Annotated in this window: 18 protein-coding genes; 13 read left to right on the plus strand and 5 right to left on the minus strand. The window is 62.6% G+C overall.

Going from position 1 to position 16,818, the window contains the following annotated elements; all coding sequences use genetic code 11:
* Positions 1-91: 91 nt before the first annotated feature.
* Both JQ600_RS01065 and JQ600_RS01070 read right to left on the minus strand, forming a co-directional pair.
* Positions 92-502 (minus strand): hypothetical protein, encoded by a 411-nt coding sequence (locus JQ600_RS01065; protein ID WP_212389497.1) that lies wholly within the window; start codon positions 500-502, stop codon positions 92-94.
* A gap of 66 nt (positions 503-568) precedes the next feature.
* Positions 569-919, minus strand: coding sequence for a hypothetical protein (locus tag JQ600_RS01070; RefSeq protein WP_212210265.1), 351 nt, complete (start codon positions 917-919; stop codon positions 569-571).
* Positions 920-1,012: 93 nt separating this feature from the next.
* Here JQ600_RS01070 and JQ600_RS01075 point away from each other — a divergent pair, with 93 nt between their 5' ends.
* Positions 1,013-1,552, plus strand: a complete 540-nt coding sequence (locus tag JQ600_RS01075) for a TetR/AcrR family transcriptional regulator (protein WP_212389498.1) — start codon at positions 1,013-1,015, stop codon at positions 1,550-1,552.
* A 43-nt stretch (positions 1,553-1,595) separates the two neighbouring features.
* Entirely contained in the window at positions 1,596-1,790 is a 195-nt protein-coding gene (locus JQ600_RS01080) for a Trm112 family protein (RefSeq protein ID WP_212268540.1), read from the plus strand.
* A gap of 122 nt (positions 1,791-1,912) precedes the next feature.
* Here the strand turns inward: JQ600_RS01080 and JQ600_RS01085 are convergent, their stop codons facing one another.
* Entirely contained in the window at positions 1,913-3,133 is a 1,221-nt protein-coding gene (locus JQ600_RS01085) for a ubiquinone biosynthesis hydroxylase (protein WP_212389507.1), read from the minus strand.
* 180 nt (positions 3,134-3,313) lie between these two features.
* On the opposite strand from JQ600_RS01085, the gene tesB reads away from it, so the two are divergent.
* On the plus strand, positions 3,314-4,177 hold the full coding sequence (tesB, locus tag JQ600_RS01090; protein WP_212268538.1) for an acyl-CoA thioesterase II: 864 nt from the start codon (positions 3,314-3,316) through the stop codon (positions 4,175-4,177).
* Between the two features lie 6 nt (positions 4,178-4,183).
* Here tesB and JQ600_RS01095 read toward each other — a convergent pair whose 3' ends face one another.
* Positions 4,184-5,101, minus strand: coding sequence for a DUF4339 domain-containing protein (locus JQ600_RS01095; RefSeq protein ID WP_212389499.1), 918 nt, complete (start codon positions 5,099-5,101; stop codon positions 4,184-4,186).
* Positions 5,102-5,425: 324 nt separating this feature from the next.
* Here JQ600_RS01095 and JQ600_RS01100 point away from each other — a divergent pair, with 324 nt between their 5' ends.
* From JQ600_RS01100 to JQ600_RS01130, 7 genes are all read left to right on the plus strand, one after another.
* Positions 5,426-5,764 (plus strand): P-II family nitrogen regulator, encoded by a 339-nt coding sequence (locus tag JQ600_RS01100; protein ID WP_192740630.1) that lies wholly within the window; start codon positions 5,426-5,428, stop codon positions 5,762-5,764.
* Positions 5,765-5,855: 91 nt separating this feature from the next.
* Entirely contained in the window at positions 5,856-7,163 is a 1,308-nt protein-coding gene (locus JQ600_RS01105) for an ammonium transporter (protein WP_212268534.1), read from the plus strand.
* Between the two features lie 55 nt (positions 7,164-7,218).
* On the plus strand, positions 7,219-7,533 hold the full coding sequence (locus tag JQ600_RS01110; RefSeq protein ID WP_212268531.1) for a helix-turn-helix transcriptional regulator: 315 nt from the start codon (positions 7,219-7,221) through the stop codon (positions 7,531-7,533).
* Complete coding sequence (locus tag JQ600_RS01115; protein WP_212268529.1) at positions 7,530-7,883, plus strand: SRPBCC domain-containing protein; 354 nt, start codon at positions 7,530-7,532, stop codon at positions 7,881-7,883. Before JQ600_RS01110 ends, JQ600_RS01115 begins: the two co-directional genes overlap by 4 nt.
* A gap of 56 nt (positions 7,884-7,939) precedes the next feature.
* Positions 7,940-8,542 (plus strand): ATP-dependent Clp protease proteolytic subunit, encoded by a 603-nt coding sequence (locus JQ600_RS01120; protein ID WP_212389501.1) that lies wholly within the window; start codon positions 7,940-7,942, stop codon positions 8,540-8,542.
* Between the two features lie 383 nt (positions 8,543-8,925).
* A complete protein-coding gene (locus JQ600_RS01125) occupies positions 8,926-9,264 on the plus strand; it encodes a P-II family nitrogen regulator (protein WP_008142813.1) in 339 nt (112 codons plus the stop codon).
* 36 nt (positions 9,265-9,300) lie between these two features.
* On the plus strand, positions 9,301-10,761 hold the full coding sequence (locus tag JQ600_RS01130; protein ID WP_212268525.1) for an ammonium transporter: 1,461 nt from the start codon (positions 9,301-9,303) through the stop codon (positions 10,759-10,761).
* Between the two features lie 258 nt (positions 10,762-11,019).
* Here the strand turns inward: JQ600_RS01130 and JQ600_RS01135 are convergent, their stop codons facing one another.
* Positions 11,020-11,505, minus strand: a complete 486-nt coding sequence (locus JQ600_RS01135; RefSeq protein ID WP_212268523.1) for a DUF4240 domain-containing protein — start codon at positions 11,503-11,505, stop codon at positions 11,020-11,022.
* A gap of 152 nt (positions 11,506-11,657) precedes the next feature.
* Between JQ600_RS01135 and JQ600_RS01140 the strand changes: the two genes are divergently transcribed.
* The 3 genes from JQ600_RS01140 to JQ600_RS01150 all read left to right on the plus strand — a co-directional run bounded on the left by JQ600_RS01140 (position 11,658) and on the right by JQ600_RS01150 (position 16,677).
* Positions 11,658-12,059, plus strand: a complete 402-nt coding sequence (locus JQ600_RS01140; RefSeq protein WP_212268522.1) for a GFA family protein — start codon at positions 11,658-11,660, stop codon at positions 12,057-12,059.
* Between the two features lie 928 nt (positions 12,060-12,987).
* On the plus strand, positions 12,988-14,214 hold the full coding sequence (locus tag JQ600_RS01145; protein ID WP_212264171.1) for an aminotransferase class I/II-fold pyridoxal phosphate-dependent enzyme: 1,227 nt from the start codon (positions 12,988-12,990) through the stop codon (positions 14,212-14,214).
* Positions 14,215-14,226: 12 nt separating this feature from the next.
* Positions 14,227-16,677 carry a DNA translocase FtsK gene (locus JQ600_RS01150; protein ID WP_212386226.1) on the plus strand — a complete coding sequence of 817 codons (2,451 nt, stop codon included), beginning with the start codon at positions 14,227-14,229 and terminating at the stop codon, positions 16,675-16,677.
* The last annotated feature ends 141 nt before the right edge of the window (positions 16,678-16,818 follow it).

Consider the following 16,818-nt stretch of genomic DNA (forward strand, 5'->3'; position numbering starts at 1 on the left):
TTCTTTACTTCCTAATTTCTTTGCAGCTTTCGAGGGCGTAGTTATCCGCGCGTAAAGAACGAATGTATAATGGTTGAATACATCAGGGTTTCTACGGAAAATCTCGATCTATCTGCCCGCTAATGTGCATTTGATTGATTGAACCGCCCGATGCGGAACCGCGCGCGGAACTGCTTATCGCGCAGCGAAATGGAACTCGCGACGGTGCGCATCCGTAGCGGTACGGAACTTGCTCCGTAGTGATACGGGACCGCGGTAGCGGGCCCTGGATGCGTTCGCTGCGCTCATTAACATTTGCCCGGGCCGCTTCCACTTGATTGGCGCTGCCGAGCAAAGCCTTCTGCTCCGTCGTTTCGGCGGTGGGTCCTTCGCAGGCGTCACGCGCGACGGTTTGATTGAGTAGCCGCTTGGCGGCGCGGAGGCTTCCGTCTTGCTTGAGGCACGCGCCGGCTTCAGCAATCGCCGTAAGCATCGCCGCATCAAGCGCATTCATCTTGCCCATGGCCCTTCTCCTTGCTCCCACCCGGACCATGGGCATCTCCGTTTTCACGGCGGCGCAGGAAGGCGCCTAGTATCCCGCGACCGCCAGTGCGACGACGGCGGTGAGCGCCTTCCATCCAAAGCCGCGTCCGCGCGACCACCACGCATTCGCCGCGGCCGCAAAGGCGTAGATCGCGATCACGGTAATGACGATCCAGTGCCGGGCGCTCTCTGAGCCGAAGGAAGGAGCTGCGATCAGCAGCACTGCGCCGCCGATCCACGCCACGGTGCCGGCCTGCCACACCAGCCGGATCAGGGTCCGCAAGCTCTCGGGCTGGATGGTCGCTTTGGCGAACACCTTGGTTTCCCCGAGCACGCCGTGAATCAGGGATACCGCTATTCCGGCGACGCCGGCGCATTGCAGAATGATATCGCGCATCGGATAAGTCTCCATACAGTTGTGTATGGTTATGACTTGCCGCCTGGCGGCTGTCAATACAGTAGTGTATGGTGGACGTCGCAGGACGGGAACATGGGCGATCAACTCTCGGGGCAGGATTGGGTCGACCAGGGTCTGAAGACGCTGGCGAAAAGCGGCTTCACGGCGCTGAAGGCGGAACCGCTGGCCAAGGCGATGGGGGTGTCGCGCGGCAGTTTCTACTGGCATTTCGCGGATATTTCCGCGTTCCATGCCGCGATCCTCAAGCAATGGCGCGAAATCGCCGCCGAACAGATCATCGCCGGGGTCGAGGCGGCATCAAAGAACGAGAATCCGCTCGAGGTGCTGCTGCGCCGGGTGTTCGGCGCAAGATTGGCGCTGGAAAACGCGGTCCGCACCTGGGCCAGCGTCGACTCCGCGGCGCGGGCGGCGGTGCAGGCGATCGACCGCCGCAGGCTCGGCTATGTCGAGAGCCTGTTGACGCAGTCCGGATTATCCGCGGAGGTGGCCCGCGCCCGCGCGCAAATCCTCTATTGGGCGTTTCTCGGTTTTGCCCTGTCGGACCAGCCACTGCCGAAGGCGCAGCAACAGGCCATGCTCGACGAAATGCTGCGGATAGCCACCTCGCGATGACAAGTTTGGTGTGCTAAGGGACCGGCCAAGCTGGAGATCACAAATGAATTCGCCCGAACGCCTCGACAGCACCGTCGATCCGAAATTGCTGGAAATCCTGGTGTGCCCGATCACCAAGGGCCCGCTGGAGTTCGACGCCTCCACGCAGGAGCTGATCTCGCGCTCCGCCAAGCTCGCCTACCCGATCCGCGACGGCATCCCGATCATGCTGCCGGAAGAGGCCCGGAAGATCGATTAGGGCGATCACTCTCCTCGCCGTCATGGCCGGGCTTGTCCCGGCCATCCACGTCTTCATCGCTCAGCCCCAAAAGTAAGTCGTGGATGCCCGGCACAAGGCCGGGCATGACGAAAGATGGAGCGCTATAACGCCTCGCCCTTCAGCAGCCGCGGCACTTCGCCTGATAATCCCGCGGCCTGGCGGATGAACAGGCTCTTCAGCGGCGGCGCGCGATCGACCAGGCCCAACCCGATGTCGCGCACGGTGCGCAGCAGCGTCGATTCGTTCGAGAACAGGAAGTTCAGCGAGTTGGTCGCAACTCCCATCGCCATGGTGTCGAAGCGGCGCCAGCGCTGGTACCGTTCGAGCACGTCGGCCTGGCCGAGATCCATGCCGAGCCGCGCGGCGTCGACCACGACTTCGGCCAGGGCTGCGACATCCTTCAGCCCCATATTGAGCCCCTGCCCTGCGATGGGGTGGATCACATGCGCGGCGTCGCCGATCAGCGCCAGACGTTCGCCGATGAAGGAGCGCGCGACGAAATAGCCGAGCGGAAACGCGCGCGGCTTGTCGAGCGCCTTGACCTCGCCGAGATGCAGGCCGAAGCGCTGCTCGAGCTCGCCGTGAAATTCATCTTCGCCGAGCGCGGTGATGCGCGCGGCTTCGGTACGGTTCTCGGTCCACACCAGCGACGAGCGCTTTCCGGTCAGCGGCAGGATCGCGAACGGGCCCGCGGGCAAAAAATGTTCTTCGGCACGGCCACCATGATCGCGCTCATGGCCGACGGTGACGACGATGCCGGATTGATCATAGTCCCAGCCATGGGTGGCGATCCCGGCGCGTTCGCGCAGCTTTGAGCGCGCGCCGTCGGCGGCGACCAGCAGGCTGGCTTCGATGATCGTGCCGTCGGCGAGCGTCACGTCGACGCCGTCAGTGCGTGAATCGAACGAGGCAACGGCGGTCGCGCGCAGCTCGATGCCCTCGGCCTCGGTGCGCGCCACCAGCGCATCGATCAGATATCGGTTCTCGACCATATGCGCGAAGGGCTCGCCGGGCTCGACATTGCCGGCGAAGGTGAGGAACACCGGACGGGTGGCGTCATCAAGCTTGGAATCGGTGACGACCATGTCGAGAATCGGCTGCGCGGTGGGCGCGATCTGGCCCCAGACGCCGAGCGCCTCGAACAGCCGCCGGCAGGCGGCGACGATCGCGGTGGCGCGCGGATCGCGGCTCGGCTTTGAGGCCAGCGCCGGATCGGCCACGATGACAGGAATATCGCGACCCAGGCCCTGACGGAGCGCCAGCGCCAGCGCCAGCCCCGCAAAGGCGCCGCCGCAGATGACAATACTTCGCTGTGCCGGCATAGGGACCTGCTTCATTCATACTCTTGCTACCGGAGTATAGCTGGGTGAAACAGAGGTGAGAAACAAGGCTTTATCCCGTCATTCCGGGGCGATGCGCAGCATCGAACCGGGAATCTCGAGATTCCGGGTTCAAGCGACGACGCGTGCCCCGGAATGACCCGAAAAACCGAAAGTGCCGCCATGTCCGCAAGCGTGACCGACCTGATTTCGATCCTCGACATCGAACCGATCGAGGTGAATCTGTTTCGCGGCAACAGCCCGAAAACCGCGTGGCAGCGGGTGTTCGGCGGCCAGGTGATCGGACAGGCGATGGTGGCGGCGTGCCGCACCGTCGAAGGCCGGCTGCCGCATTCGCTGCACTGCTATTTCATCCTGCCGGGCGACCCGCAGGTCCCGATTATCTACCAGGTCGAACGCTTACGCGACGGCAAGAGCTATTCGACCCGCCGCGTCACCGCCATTCAACATGGCAACGCGATCTTCTCGATCATGGTCTCGTTCCACGCCGAGGAGGATGGCGCCTTCAACCACCAGGACAAGATGCCGGACGTGCCGCCTCCGGAAAAACTCTCCGCCGAGGAAGTCGCCAAGCAGCCGGTGTTCAAGGAGATGCCGGAGTTCATCCAGCGCTATTACGAGATGGACCGGCCGATCGAGTTGCGCCCGGTCGAACTCGGCCGCTATTTCGGCGAGCAGATCGACGACGGCCGCATCAATGTCTGGATCCGCACCGCGGCAAAACTCCCGGATGATCCGGCGCTGCATATGTGCGCGCTGGCCTATGCGTCGGATTTCTCGCTGCTCGACGCCGTGATGGCGCGCTACGGCCGCACGCTGTTCGACAGCAACGTGATGCCGGCCAGCCTCGATCACGCGATGTGGTTTCACCGGCCGTTCCGCGCCGACGAATGGCTGCTTTATTCGCAGGATTCACCGAGCGCACAGGGCGGCCGCGGGTTGGCCCGCGGCCTGATCTTCAAGCCCGACGGCACGCTGGTGGCGTCGGTGGCCCAGGAAGGCTCGATCCGCCAGCGCAGGGCATAGCGTTTTCTACCCGTTCGGCTGCGCGCCTCGCTCGGCCAACACCGTCTGCGACGCCAGCCACTGCCACATCCATCGATACACCCATGGAATCGGGATGATGAAGATCGAGGCAATTCCGGCCACGATCGCGCGCCACAGGAATTCCAGCCCGGTGCCGATGAACAGGACTTCACGCTGCGTGCCCTGGATATTGCGACAAGCCCAACGCATCATCGCGGTATAAACCCACGCCCAGCCGATGATGGTGAAGATGGCGAGCACTCCGAGGATCGAGTATCCCAGATAGGCCCAGATCGAACCGGAGAAGCTGAGCCCGAGCGGCTGCCCGTCGGACGCGAGGTTCGCGATGAACCATTTCAGGAAAAGCCAGTAGAGAACAAACTGGACGAGGTTCGCCAGATTGCTGAGCACATCACTGCCGAGGAAGGTTACCGCAACGAGAAGCACGATAGCCCCGAAATACCAGGGAACGATGGTCATCGCATTGCCGGTGAAGCTGAGGTTCGGCCGGCCCGGCACCTTGATGCACGGCACGAGCCAGTTCAGGTACCAGACCAGGACCCACGGCGCCGGGATCACCAACACCATTCCGATAATCATCACGAGGCTGCGCCAGACAAACTCCAGGATGCCGAAATCGATCGACAGCGGGCCGCCGGCGTAACCGCCTCCGCCCGCATAGCCACCGCCAGCGCCGCGGCTCATCGGCGGCGGGCCGCCCGGTTGCGCAACCGGCGGCGGGGCGCCATCCGCCGGCATCAGGCCGGGAATTTCGCCCGCGCGCTGCCAGCCGGACATTCCCTCTGACCAGACCAGCGTATCGGCCCTGACCGTGCCCCTTGTGATGAGATCGCGCAGCTGGGCTTCCGGAAAGGGCCCCTGTTGCTGGCCATTCGCTGCATAAAACCACGATCGGTTCGACATTTTTAATCCCTTGGGTCGTGGAAACGGGGGAAGCCGGCGGGGCGGCTGGCGAAAAGCCCATTGTGTCGGAGGATCATATTCCCTGTACAGGGACTGAGGTCACCAGCTGCAAATGTTTTCCCCTTAAACCTGCAAGTTTTTTGTGCCATTTGCATAGAAAGATGCCAGATTTGGATTTTGGCAGCGAGCCGCCGGGCGGCCAGCCTGCCGAACACGCCGAAAGAACGTCAAAAAGATCGTCAAAAACTACGTCTAGAAAGACCGTCCAAGGAACTTTCAAGCGAACTTTCAATAGAGCATCCCAAGAGACATGAAGGCCTGACCATGAAACTCGTCGTCGCGATCATCAAACCATTCAAGCTTGACGAGGTGCGCCAGGCGCTGACCGCCATCGGCGTGCACGGCATGACCGTCACCGAGGTCAAGGGGTACGGCCGTCAGAAGGGCCACACCGAAATCTATCGCGGCGCCGAATATGTCGTGAACTTCCTGCCCAAGCTGCGCATCGAAATCGCGGTCGCCTCCGACGTCGCGGACAAGGCGGTCGAGGTCATCACCGCGCATGCGCGCACCGGCCAGATCGGCGACGGCAAGATTTTCGTGACGCCGATCGATCACGCACTTCGCATTCGCACCGGCGAGACCGACAGCGACGCGCTCTGAAGTTTTCATTTCAGTTCAACGCGCGCGGGCAACGACGCCTGACGCGCGAACAAAAAACGACAACAGAACGACAACAGGCCGGGGAAATTCCATGGGGGCACTCTCGATTCGTGCAGCGAAGATCGCTGCGCTCAGCATTCTTGCGATGAACGTCTCGCCGGCGACGCCGGCCTTTGCGCAGACATCGACCATCAACGCCGCCGACACCGCGTGGATGATCGTCGCCACCGCGCTCGTCCTGATGATGACGATACCGGGCCTGGCGCTGTTCTATTCCGGCATGGTGCGCAAGAAGAACGTGCTGGCGACGATGGCGCAGAGTCTCGCTGCGGTCGCGATCATCTCCATTCTCTGGGTGTGTTTCGGCTATTCGCTGGCGTTCGTCGGCGACGGTCCCTGGATCGGCACGCTGGACCGCTGGTTCCTCATCGGCATTACCATGGACAGCGTCAACCCGGCGGCGAAGACGATCCCGGAAGCGCTTTTCATGCTGTACCAGATGACGTTTGCGATCATCACGGTCGCGCTGGTGGCGGGCGCGGTAGCCGACCGGATGCGGTTCTCGGCCTATCTGCTGTTCTCGATCGGCTGGTTCATGTTCGTCTATGTGCCGCTGGCGCATTGGGTGTGGGGCGGCGGCTTCCTCGCCGCCATGGGCGTGCTGGATTTTGCCGGCGGTCTCGTCGTGCATCTGTCCGCCGGCATCGGCGGTCTGGTTGCCGCCAAGGTGATGGGACAGCGTCACGGCTATGGCAGCGACAATCTCTCCCCGTTCGACCTGTCGCTCGCCGTCATCGGCACCGGATTGCTGTGGGTCGGCTGGTTCGGATTCAACGGCGGCTCGGCGCTGGCGGCGAACTCGCGCGCCGTCATGGCCATCACCGCAACGCATCTGGCTGCCTGCGCCGGCGCGCTGACCTGGGGCGCGATCGAATGGGCAACGCGGCGCAAGCCCTCCGTGCTCGGCATGATCTCCGGCGCGATCGCAGGCCTCGGCACGATTACGCCGGCCTCCGGTTACGTCGCACCGTGGCACGGAATCATCATCGGTCTGGTGGCGGGTTTGGTTTGCTTCTGGGCCTGCACCTGGCTCAAGCACCGCTTCAAGTATGACGATTCGCTCGACGTGTTCGGCGTCCACGGCATCGGCGGCATGACCGGCACCCTGCTCGCCGGCGTTTTTGCCACCGCCGCCATCGGCGGCACCGGCGGCCTGATCGAAGGCCATCCGCAGCAGGTGCTGATCCAGCTCTACGGCATCGGCGTCACCCTGGTGTGGTCGGGCGGCGTCACCTTCGTGCTGCTCAAGCTGGTGAGCGCGTTCGTGCCGCTGCGGGTCTCACTGCAGCAGGAGCTCGAAGGCCTCGATATTTCGCAACACGGCGAGGCGCTTCAGTAAGCCGCCGCGTCGCGTCGGGCTTGCACAACACATAAGTGTGTGCTTATGTGTTGACATGATCGAAACCGACATCTTCAAGGCGCTGGCGGATCCCACCCGCCGCAAGGTCTTTGAGAAGCTCGCCGGCGGAAGCCTCAACGCCAGCGCCTTGCGCGATGGAATGGAGATCAGCCAACCGGCGGTGTCGCAGCATCTCGCGGTGCTGCGCGCGGCCGGACTCGTGCGCGAACAGCGGCACGGCCGCTTCGTGAACTACGAAGTCGATCCGGACGGTATCGCCAGCATCGGGACGTGGCTTGCGCGCTACCGCGCCTACTGGCCGAAGCGCATCGAGGCGCTCTCCGACCTCTTGAAGGACATGGATCAATGAGCGATGCCGTCGAGCCTGATCACACTGAGGCCCTCGAGCTCGAATACGAACTCGATGCGCCGCCCGAGAAAGTCTGGCGCGCGGTGACCATTCCTGCGCTGCGCGAACGCTGGCTTCCCGATTGCGATCTTTCCGGAGCCGAACCGGAATCGTCAGTCACGGGCGAGGAGGTCCGCTATCGTCTGCGCGAGCAAGAACCGCCGTTCCGCGAAAGCCACGTCACCTTCAAGATCGCGCCAAACGAGGCCGGCGGCACCCGCTTCCGCATCATTCAAGAGGCCTGCGATATCCGCAGAATTCAGCCGCGGCCAGCCAACAGCAACAGCGGCTGCATGATGCGCGCGGCTTGATCGCAGACACCATCACCTTCTGAGACTTCATCAACCTACTGAAACGGAGGTCGCCGATGCGCGACATGATGCAACTCGTCCCGATGGTCGTTGAACAGTCCACCCGCGGCGAACGCTCCTTCGACATCTATTCCAGACTCTTGCGCGAACGCATCATCTTCCTGAACGGCGAGGTCAATGATGCCATGTCCGGACTTGTTTGCGCGCAGCTGCTGTTCCTCGAGGCCGAGAACCCGAACAAGCCGATCAATCTCTACATCAACTCCTATGGCGGCGTGATCACCAGCGGGCTTGCGATGTACGACACCATGCAGTTCATCAAGGCACCGGTTCATACACTGTGCATGGGCACCGCGCGCTCCATGGGATCGTTCCTGCTGATGGCGGGTGAGCCCGGTCACCGCGCCGCCTTGCCCAACGCCAGCCTTCACGTGCACCAGCCGCTCGGCGGCTTCCAAGGCCAGGCGTCCGACGTCCTGATCCATGCCACTGAAATGCAGGAGACCAAGCGGCGCATCACCCGGCTCTATGCGCAGCATTGCGGACGTCCGGAAGAGGAGGTGGAACGGACGCTGGACCGCGATCACTTTATGACCGCCCAGCAGGCGCTCGCGTGGGGACTGATCGACAAGGTTCTCGCGGAACGCGATGCCGCCTGACGGGTCCGCGTCTAGGTCTCGGTGCAGCAGAAGCTAAAGTGCTTGGAGATTTCGCAGCACGGCGAGGCGCTTCAGTAGAACTACCTATCTGAATACCGCCTTCCTGCCCTCGCACTGGGCAGGATTATGTCCGGAGTCTGGCGTGCCCGCGCCTTGACCAGACGTGCCTATTTTTTGAGCGCGACGGAATAGCGCAGTTTGGTTCCCCTCCCCGAAAGGCCGAAAAGGCCCGGATTCATAAACCGTTAGGGAAATCCGCCGTTCTGGCACGGCATTTGATTCTATGGGTCTTGGCTGTGCCCGCGAAGTGAACTTCTCCGCGTGGTGAACCTCAGTCGAGAACGCCCGGTATGTCTGAACCGGGCCAAGCGGGGATAGGACCCATGAAAATTGTTATGGCGATCATCAAGCCATTCAAACTCGAAGAAGTCCGGGACGCCCTGACCGCCATTGGCGTTCACGGTCTCACGGTGACGGAAGTCAAAGGCTATGGTCGGCAGAAAGGCCACACGGAAATCTATCGCGGCGCTGAATACGCGGTGAGCTTCCTGCCCAAGATCAAGATCGAGGTCGCTGTGGCCTCGGATCAGGTCGACAAGACCATCGACGCCATCACCTCGGCAGCAAAAACCGGACAAATCGGCGACGGCAAGATCTTCGTCATCAACCTCGACCATGCGGTTCGTATCCGCACCGGTGAGGCGGATGCCGCGGCCCTCTGATTTCGCGCTCAATCATACCACTCAGGAGTACAACAAATGACGTTCAAACGTCCCTATAGCGCGGGATTGACGGCCCTCGCCGTCGGCATGTTCGCCGCGACCTCCGCTTACGCGGAAGCCACTGTCAACAAGGGCGACAACGCCTGGATGCTCACGTCGACGGTGCTGGTGCTGTTGATGACGATCCCCGGCCTTGCACTGTTCTATGGTGGTCTGGTCCGCTCCAAGAACATGCTCTCGGTCCTGATGCAGGTTTTCTACACCGTCTGCATCGTCACCCTGATCTGGGCGGTCTACGGCTACAGCCTCGCCTTCACCGGCGGATCGGACTTCATCGGCGGCTTCTCCAAGGCGTTCCTGAAGATCGCGCCGGAAGGCAAGACGATTCTCGACGCTCAGGCGGCGACCTTCTCCGCCGACGTCAACATCACGGAGCTGATTTATATCTGCTTCCAGATGACCTTCGCGTGCATCACCCCCGCACTCATCGTCGGCGCCTTCGCCGAACGCATGAAGTTCTCGGCTGTCGCGCTGTTCGTGCCGCTCTGGGTAACGCTGATCTATCTGCCGATCGCGCACATGGTTTGGTACTGGGCCGGACCGGACGCGATCTCTGCGGCGCTCAAGACGTTCGAAGCCGCGACGGACAAGGCAGCTGCGCAGGCCGCCTTCGATGCGGCGAAGACCGCGTTCGGAGACGACCAGGGCTGGATCTTCAAGAAGGGCGCGATCGACTTCGCGGGTGGCACCGTGGTGCACATCAACGCCGGCATCGCCGGTCTCGTCGGTGCGCTCCTGATCGGCAAGCGCGTCGGTTACGGCAAGGAGCTGATGGCTCCGCACTCGCTGACCATGACCATGATCGGCGCTTCGCTGCTCTGGGTCGGCTGGTTCGGCTTCAATGCCGGATCGAACCTCGAAGCCTCCGGCGGCGCCGCGCTCGCCATGACCAACTCCTTCGTTGCAACCGCAGCGGCGGCGATGGCCTGGATGTTCGCGGAATGGATCGTCAAGGGTCACCCCTCGGTGCTCGGCGCGTTGTCGGGTGCGGTGGCGGGCCTGGTGGCGGTTACGCCTGCGGCCGGTTACGCCGGTCCGATGGGCGCGATCGTGCTCGGTCTCGTGGTCGGAATCGTCTGCCTGTTCTTCTGCACCGTGGTGAAGAATGCGCTCGGCTATGACGACTCGCTCGACGTGTTCGGCGTCCACTGCGTCGGCGGCATCGTCGGCGCGCTCGGCACCGGCATCCTGGTGAACCCGGCCCTCGGCGGTACCGGCGTCATGGACTACACCATCGGCAAGGTCGCCGAATACGACTTCGCAGCGCAGATGGTCTCGCAGTTCTGGGGCGTCTGCACCACGCTGGTGTGGTCGGGCATCGGGTCTGCCATCCTCTTCAAGGTCGTCGATGTCATCGTCGGCCTGCGCGTCAACGTCGAGACCGAACGTGAAGGCCTCGATGTCACCGAGCACACGGAGCGCGCCTACAATATGTGAGTTCTCCCGGGGTGCGATCCCTTGGGGTCGCACCCACAACTCCGGTTCGGGCACATACCCGGCAATGCCCTGACCGTTGAGGGGCTCCAGCGCAAGTTGGAGCCCCTTTCTTTTTGTTCGGGCCGCTGGACAAGAATCGTAGGATGGGTGGAGCGCAGCGATACTCATCCTTCCATTGCGCGGGTGAGGTGATGGGTATCCCGCCTGTCATCGGGCGCGAATTCGCGCGACCCGTGGCTCCACCCATCCTGCGGACCATCACCCGAACTTCGCGCTGAGTTTCGGAAACAGGTCGTATACCTCGTCTTCCTGCCACTCGGTTCCGGATGGCTGAGCCGGCGCACTCCGCTGCGGTGGATTGCCGGCAACCGCTTCGACACCATCGGTGACGGCGTATTGATAGCCTTCGTAGAACCAGTCCAATTCATCAAAACCGTCGTCCGCCAGTGAGTCCGGATCCGACAGCGCGCGCTTGAATGCCTGACGTCCCCTGGAGATCAACGCAGCGCGAAAATCGGAGAAGGTATCGTCGCTGCAACCGCCATTGATGATGTAGGCGGCGCCCCACAGCGGCCAGCAATAGGCCTTGTCCATCATCCCATCGAAGTGCTGCGCAAATTCAAGCGCCTCGTCCTTCGGCAGCGCTGCGATTTGCTGGCGCAGCCCTTCGCATTTTTGATCCATGTCGCCGCCCGAATTATCGTGCGCGCGCTGCACGATCTTCCAGAAACCGTCCTCGTCCATCACATGCTCCTGCGGGCTCGCCTTCCGGCGTCATGCACAGACTAATCCGGGAACGGCAGAGTTCACGATGGAACAGAAACCAGAGCTAAAAAAGCATTGCCAAATCCTGCGCGCGGAGCAGAATTGACCACAACAACAACCGGGAGGACGTCATGAAACTCGAAGGCGGATGCTATTGCGGCGCTGTGCGCTATCAGGCCGAGGGCGAGCCGATGATGCAGGCGCAATGTCATTGCCGCGAATGCCAATACGTTACCGGCGGCTCGCCCAATATGTTCGTTGTGATGCCGCCCGACGGCTTCAAATACACCAAAGGTGGGCCGAAGCAGTTTTCACGCAAGGACCTTGAGAAGCCGGTGACACGCGAATTCTGCGCCGAATGCGGCACGCATATGGTGACCCGGCCGCAGCGGCCGGTCGTGGTGGTGAAGGTCGGAACCCTCGATAACCCCGCTATGATCACGCCGCAGATCGCCATCTACACAGTCGACAAGCAGCCCTTCCACCACATTCCCGAGGGCATGCCGAGTTTCGAGCGGTTGCCGCAGCGGTAGGTGTTCCGGCATCGTCATTGCGAGCGAAGCGAAGCAAATCCATAGCGCGGCATAGCGATTGTGGATTGCTTCGTCGCTTCGCTCCTCGCAATGACGCTTAGCTGTGACATAAACAACACGACGGGCAAATCAATTCTGATTTACAGAAATCATGTCAAGCCCCGAAATGAAAAATATTTCTGTTTACCAGAAGGAAAATCAGGTGCATATCTTTGGCCATCCCGTCCCACTCAGAGGGCGTCGGCCGTCGTCACGGACGTTGGACGGGTTGCGGTGGACGCTGGTTTACGCCTCGACGACGGCGTGGATAAGCGTACGGCAAAACCGTGTGGTCCTGGCGCCCGTTGCTGGCGTCAAGCTGTTGGAGAAGCGCAAGCGGAAACGGCAGCGACGGAGTCAACCAAGAACTCGTCTCCGGGGAGATCACGGCATAAGCCGTAAAGCCATTGCGCAGGGAAGGCCGGGTGTTCTCCGCTGCCCTGTATGCTCGTGTGCACTTTGTTTTGTGCAAACCGCACGCGAGACCGCGGGTGCAGCGCGCACCCGGTCTTCCCTGCGCCCTCTTATTTTGGGGGCAAGGAATTTCTGGCAAAGCTCGGGCGCAATGCGTCGCGAGATCGCGGCCACATATTCAGCTGTCGTCACCCGCCCGAGTGCGCAATTGCGCACGGGGGGCGGGTGATCCAGTATTCCAGAGGCGTCAATGACAAAACGGAGAGGCCGCAGCGTACTGGATCCCCGCATGCGCGGGGATGACAACCGAATGTGGCGCGGAACTGCTGGTCCGGATCGACCAAAATCCACCAAAATCGACGCTGGCGCCGATGGTTAATCGCGTCTTAACCTCGCCGTATCTATGGTGGTTTGATCCGCTTCCGGTCGCTCCGTCCGTCCCCCGACCGCAATTGAAAGTGCTGGCGTTTTAGACATGGCAATGACCGCCTCTTCCGGCGTGGCGCAGGGCGCCGGCAGTGTCCCCGCTGCCGGTCAGGCCGAGCGTTCGCCGTTTCTGCGGACGGCCGAGCTTCTGGCTCCCTATCAACCCGGTAAGCCATTGATCGCGTTATCGTTAGGAGAACCGCAGCATCCTGTCCCGAGCTTCGTCGGGCCGGTGCTGGCCAAACACATCGCCGATTTCGGCCGCTACCCGATCGCCAAGGGCATCGAGCCATTCCGCCGGGCGGTCGCGAACTGGCTCTCGGCCCGGTTCCAGCTGCCCCGGGCAATGGATCCCGAGAGCGAAATTCTGGTGCTGAACGGCAGCCGCGAAGGCCTGTTCTTCGCGGCGATCACGGCCGCGCGCTATGTCGGTCCCCGCAAGGGCAGGCCGGCGATCCTGATGCCGAACCCGTTCTATCCGGCCTATGGCGCCGGCGCGCGCGCCGCCAATTGCGAACCGATCTATCTGCCGACCACGCTCGCCAACGGCTTCCTGCCGGATCTCGATACGCTCGATGAAGCGACGCTGGCGCGCACTGTTGCGATGTTCATCGCCTCGCCGGCCAATCCGCAAGGGTCCGTCGCCTCGCGCGACTACTTCACCCGTCTGACGCAACTCGCCGATCGCTACGGCTTCATGATCCTGAGCGACGAGTGCTATTCGGAAATCTACACCAAACAGGCGCCGGGCAGCGTGCTCGAATGCGCAGGATCCGATTTCAGCAACGTCGTGGCGTTTCAATCGCTGTCGAAGCGCTCGAACCTGCCGGGCATGCGCGTCGGCTTCGCGGCCGGCGACAAGAAATTTCTCAGCGTCTTTCACGAACTGCGCAATGTCGCCGCCCCGCAGGTGCCGGTGCCGCTGCAGCACGTCGCGGTTGCCGCCTATAGCGACGAGGCGCATGTCGAGGAGAACCGCCGGCTCTATCGCATCAAGTTCGATCTCGCCGATCAGATCCTCGGCAATCGCTACGGCTATGTCAGGCCCGCCGGCGGCTTCTGCGTCTGGCTCGATGTATCGGACCGCGGCGGCGACGAGGCTGCGACGGTGCAGCTCTATCGCGATGCCGGCGTGCGCGTGATCCCCGGAACCTATCTGTCGCGTCCGCAAAACGACGGCAGCAATCCTGGCGCCGGCTATATCCGCCTGGCGCTGGTATCGGACAGTGAATCAACGGCCGAGGCGTTGCACCGCCTGGTCGAAACCTTGGCTTAATCGCAGGGCCCCATGAGCATGCCAGCGATCGAACGTGTCATTCCCCTGGTCGGCCATCTGCCGGCCTCGATCCGCGACGCGCTGGCGCGGCGCCTGCGGGAGGTCGCAGGCCTGTGCCTGATCGCGATCTCCGGCGTCGCCGCCGCCGCGCTGATGACGTGGTCGGTGCAGGATCCAAGTTTGAGCCACGCGACCTCGCGCGCGATCCGCAACGTTCTCGGATATCCCGGCGCGATCGGCGCCGATCTGTTGATGCAGATTCTCGGCCTTGGGGCGATCATGCTGATCCTGCCCGTCGCGGTGTGGGGTTGGCGCATGCTGACCCATCGCACCTTCGACCGCGAAGCGTTGCGCCTGGCCTGCTGGATCCTCTGCACTATCATTGCGGCAGGCTTTGCCAGCTGCTGGCCGCATGGCGGCGCATGGCCGCTGCCGACCGGGCTTGGCGGCGTCGTCGGCGATGCGCTGGTGCGCGCGCCGGCCGTAATCTTCGGGCCCGCCGGTTTCATCTACCGGCTGGTGCTCGGTATCATCCTGTTCGCGGCGATGTGCGCCACCTTCCTGTTTGCGAGCGGCTGGGGTTCGCGTCCGCGCGACGACGAGGAGCTGACACCGATCGAGGACGATGACGCGCCGTTCGAGGAAGAGCGCGATCGCAGCTCGGTCTCGCTCGGCTGGGTCTATCATGCCCTGATGAGCGCCAAGGCCCGGCTCGGCTGGCTGATGTCCACGGCCTATCGTTCGCTGGTCGCAAGCGCGCCGCAGCCCCGCACCGCTTCCTTCGAGCGGCAAGAGCCCAGCCTCGGCGGCCGGACGGCGCCGTCGATTGCCCCGCAAGCCCAGGAAGAAGACGAGCACGAAGAAGAGGAAGAAGACGAGGAAGAGGAAGCCCCGGTCGCCCGCGCCCCGCGCAAGAAGGCGGCGCCAAAGGCATCGCCACGGAAATCCGACAAGTTCGAATTGCCGGCGGTCTCGATGCTCACGGCACCAAAAGCGTCCGATCGCCAGCCGCTCAGCAAGAGCGAACTGGAAGCCAATTCGCGCGCGCTGGAAGGCGTGCTCGGCGACTTCGGCGTCCGCGGCGAGATCGTCAAGGCCAATCCCGGCCCTGTCGTCACGCTGTACGAACTCGAGCCGGCGCCCGGCATCAAATCCTCCCGCGTCATCGGTCTCGCCGACGACATCGCCCGCTCGATGAGCGCGCTGTCGGCTCGCGTCGCCGTGGTTGCCGGCCGCAACGCCATCGGCATCGAATTGCCGAACGCGCATCGCGAAAAGGTCTATTTGCGCGAACTGCTGTCGCTGAAGGACGAGTCGCACGCCAAACTGCCGCTCTGCCTTGGCAAGAACATCGGCGGCGAATCCATCATCATCGACCTGGCGCGCACGCCGCATATGCTGATCGCCGGCACCACCGGCTCCGGCAAATCGGTCGCCATCAACACCATGATCCTCAGCCTGGTCTACCGGCTGCGGCCCGATCAGTGCCGGCTGATCATGGTCGATCCCAAAATGCTCGAACTCTCCGTCTATGACGGCATCCCGCATCTGCTGACGCCCGTCGTGACCGACCCGAAGAAGGCCGTGGTCGCGCTGAAATGGGCGGTGCGCGAGATGGAAGAGCGCTACAAGAAGATGTCCAAGCTCGGTGTCCGTAACATCGACGGCTACAACCAGCGTCTCGTCGAAGCCAAGGGCAAGGGCGAGGAGCTGACGCGCACGGTGCACACCGGCTTCGACAAGGAATCCGGCAAGGCGATCTACGAGGACGAAAAGCTCGACCTCGAACCGCTGCCCTACATCGTCATCATCGTCGACGAAATGGCCGACCTGATGATGGTCGCCGGCAAGGACATCGAAGGCGCGGTGCAGCGGCTGGCGCAGATGGCGCGCGCCGCGGGCCTGCACGTGATCCTCGCCACGCAACGTCCCTCGGTCGACGTCATCACCGGCACCATCAAGGCGAACTTCCCGACCCGCATCGCGTTTCAGGTCACGTCGAAAATCGACAGCCGCACCATTCTCGGCGAAATGGGCGCCGAGCAACTGCTCGGCCAGGGCGACATGCTCTATATGGCCGGCGGCGGACGGATCAGCCGCGTGCACGGCCCGTTTGCCTCCGACGAGGAAGTCGAGAAGGTGGTGCGCCATCTCAAGACGCAGGGCCAGCCGGAATATCTCGAGGCCGTTACGGCGGAAGAACCTGCCGAGGGCGAGGACGGCGCGGTATTCGATTCCACCGGCATGGGTGGCGACGGCAGCGGCGACCTGTTCCAGCAGGCCGTGGCGATCGTCAAGCGCGACCGCAAGGCCTCGACCTCCTACATTCAACGCCGGCTGCAAATAGGCTACAACCGTGCGGCGTCATTGATGGAGCGGATGGAACTCGAAGGCATCGTCGGACAGGCCAACCACGCCGGCAAACGCGAAATTCTGGTCGAGGAAGAAGAGAGCGGTTTCTAGAGCGATTTCAAGCGATTGGACCCACTAACGAACTGAATTTGGCGTAATAATTCTCACGGAAAAACGATATCTCCTTTGGTCGAAAGCGCGATAAAACCACCGGCAGTGGGACGATCCGTTGAATAGAGATTCGAAATATCT

The sequence above is a fragment of the Bradyrhizobium sp. AUGA SZCCT0176 genome, from assembly GCF_018130145.1.
Taxonomy (GTDB): Bacteria; Pseudomonadota; Alphaproteobacteria; order Rhizobiales; family Xanthobacteraceae; genus Bradyrhizobium.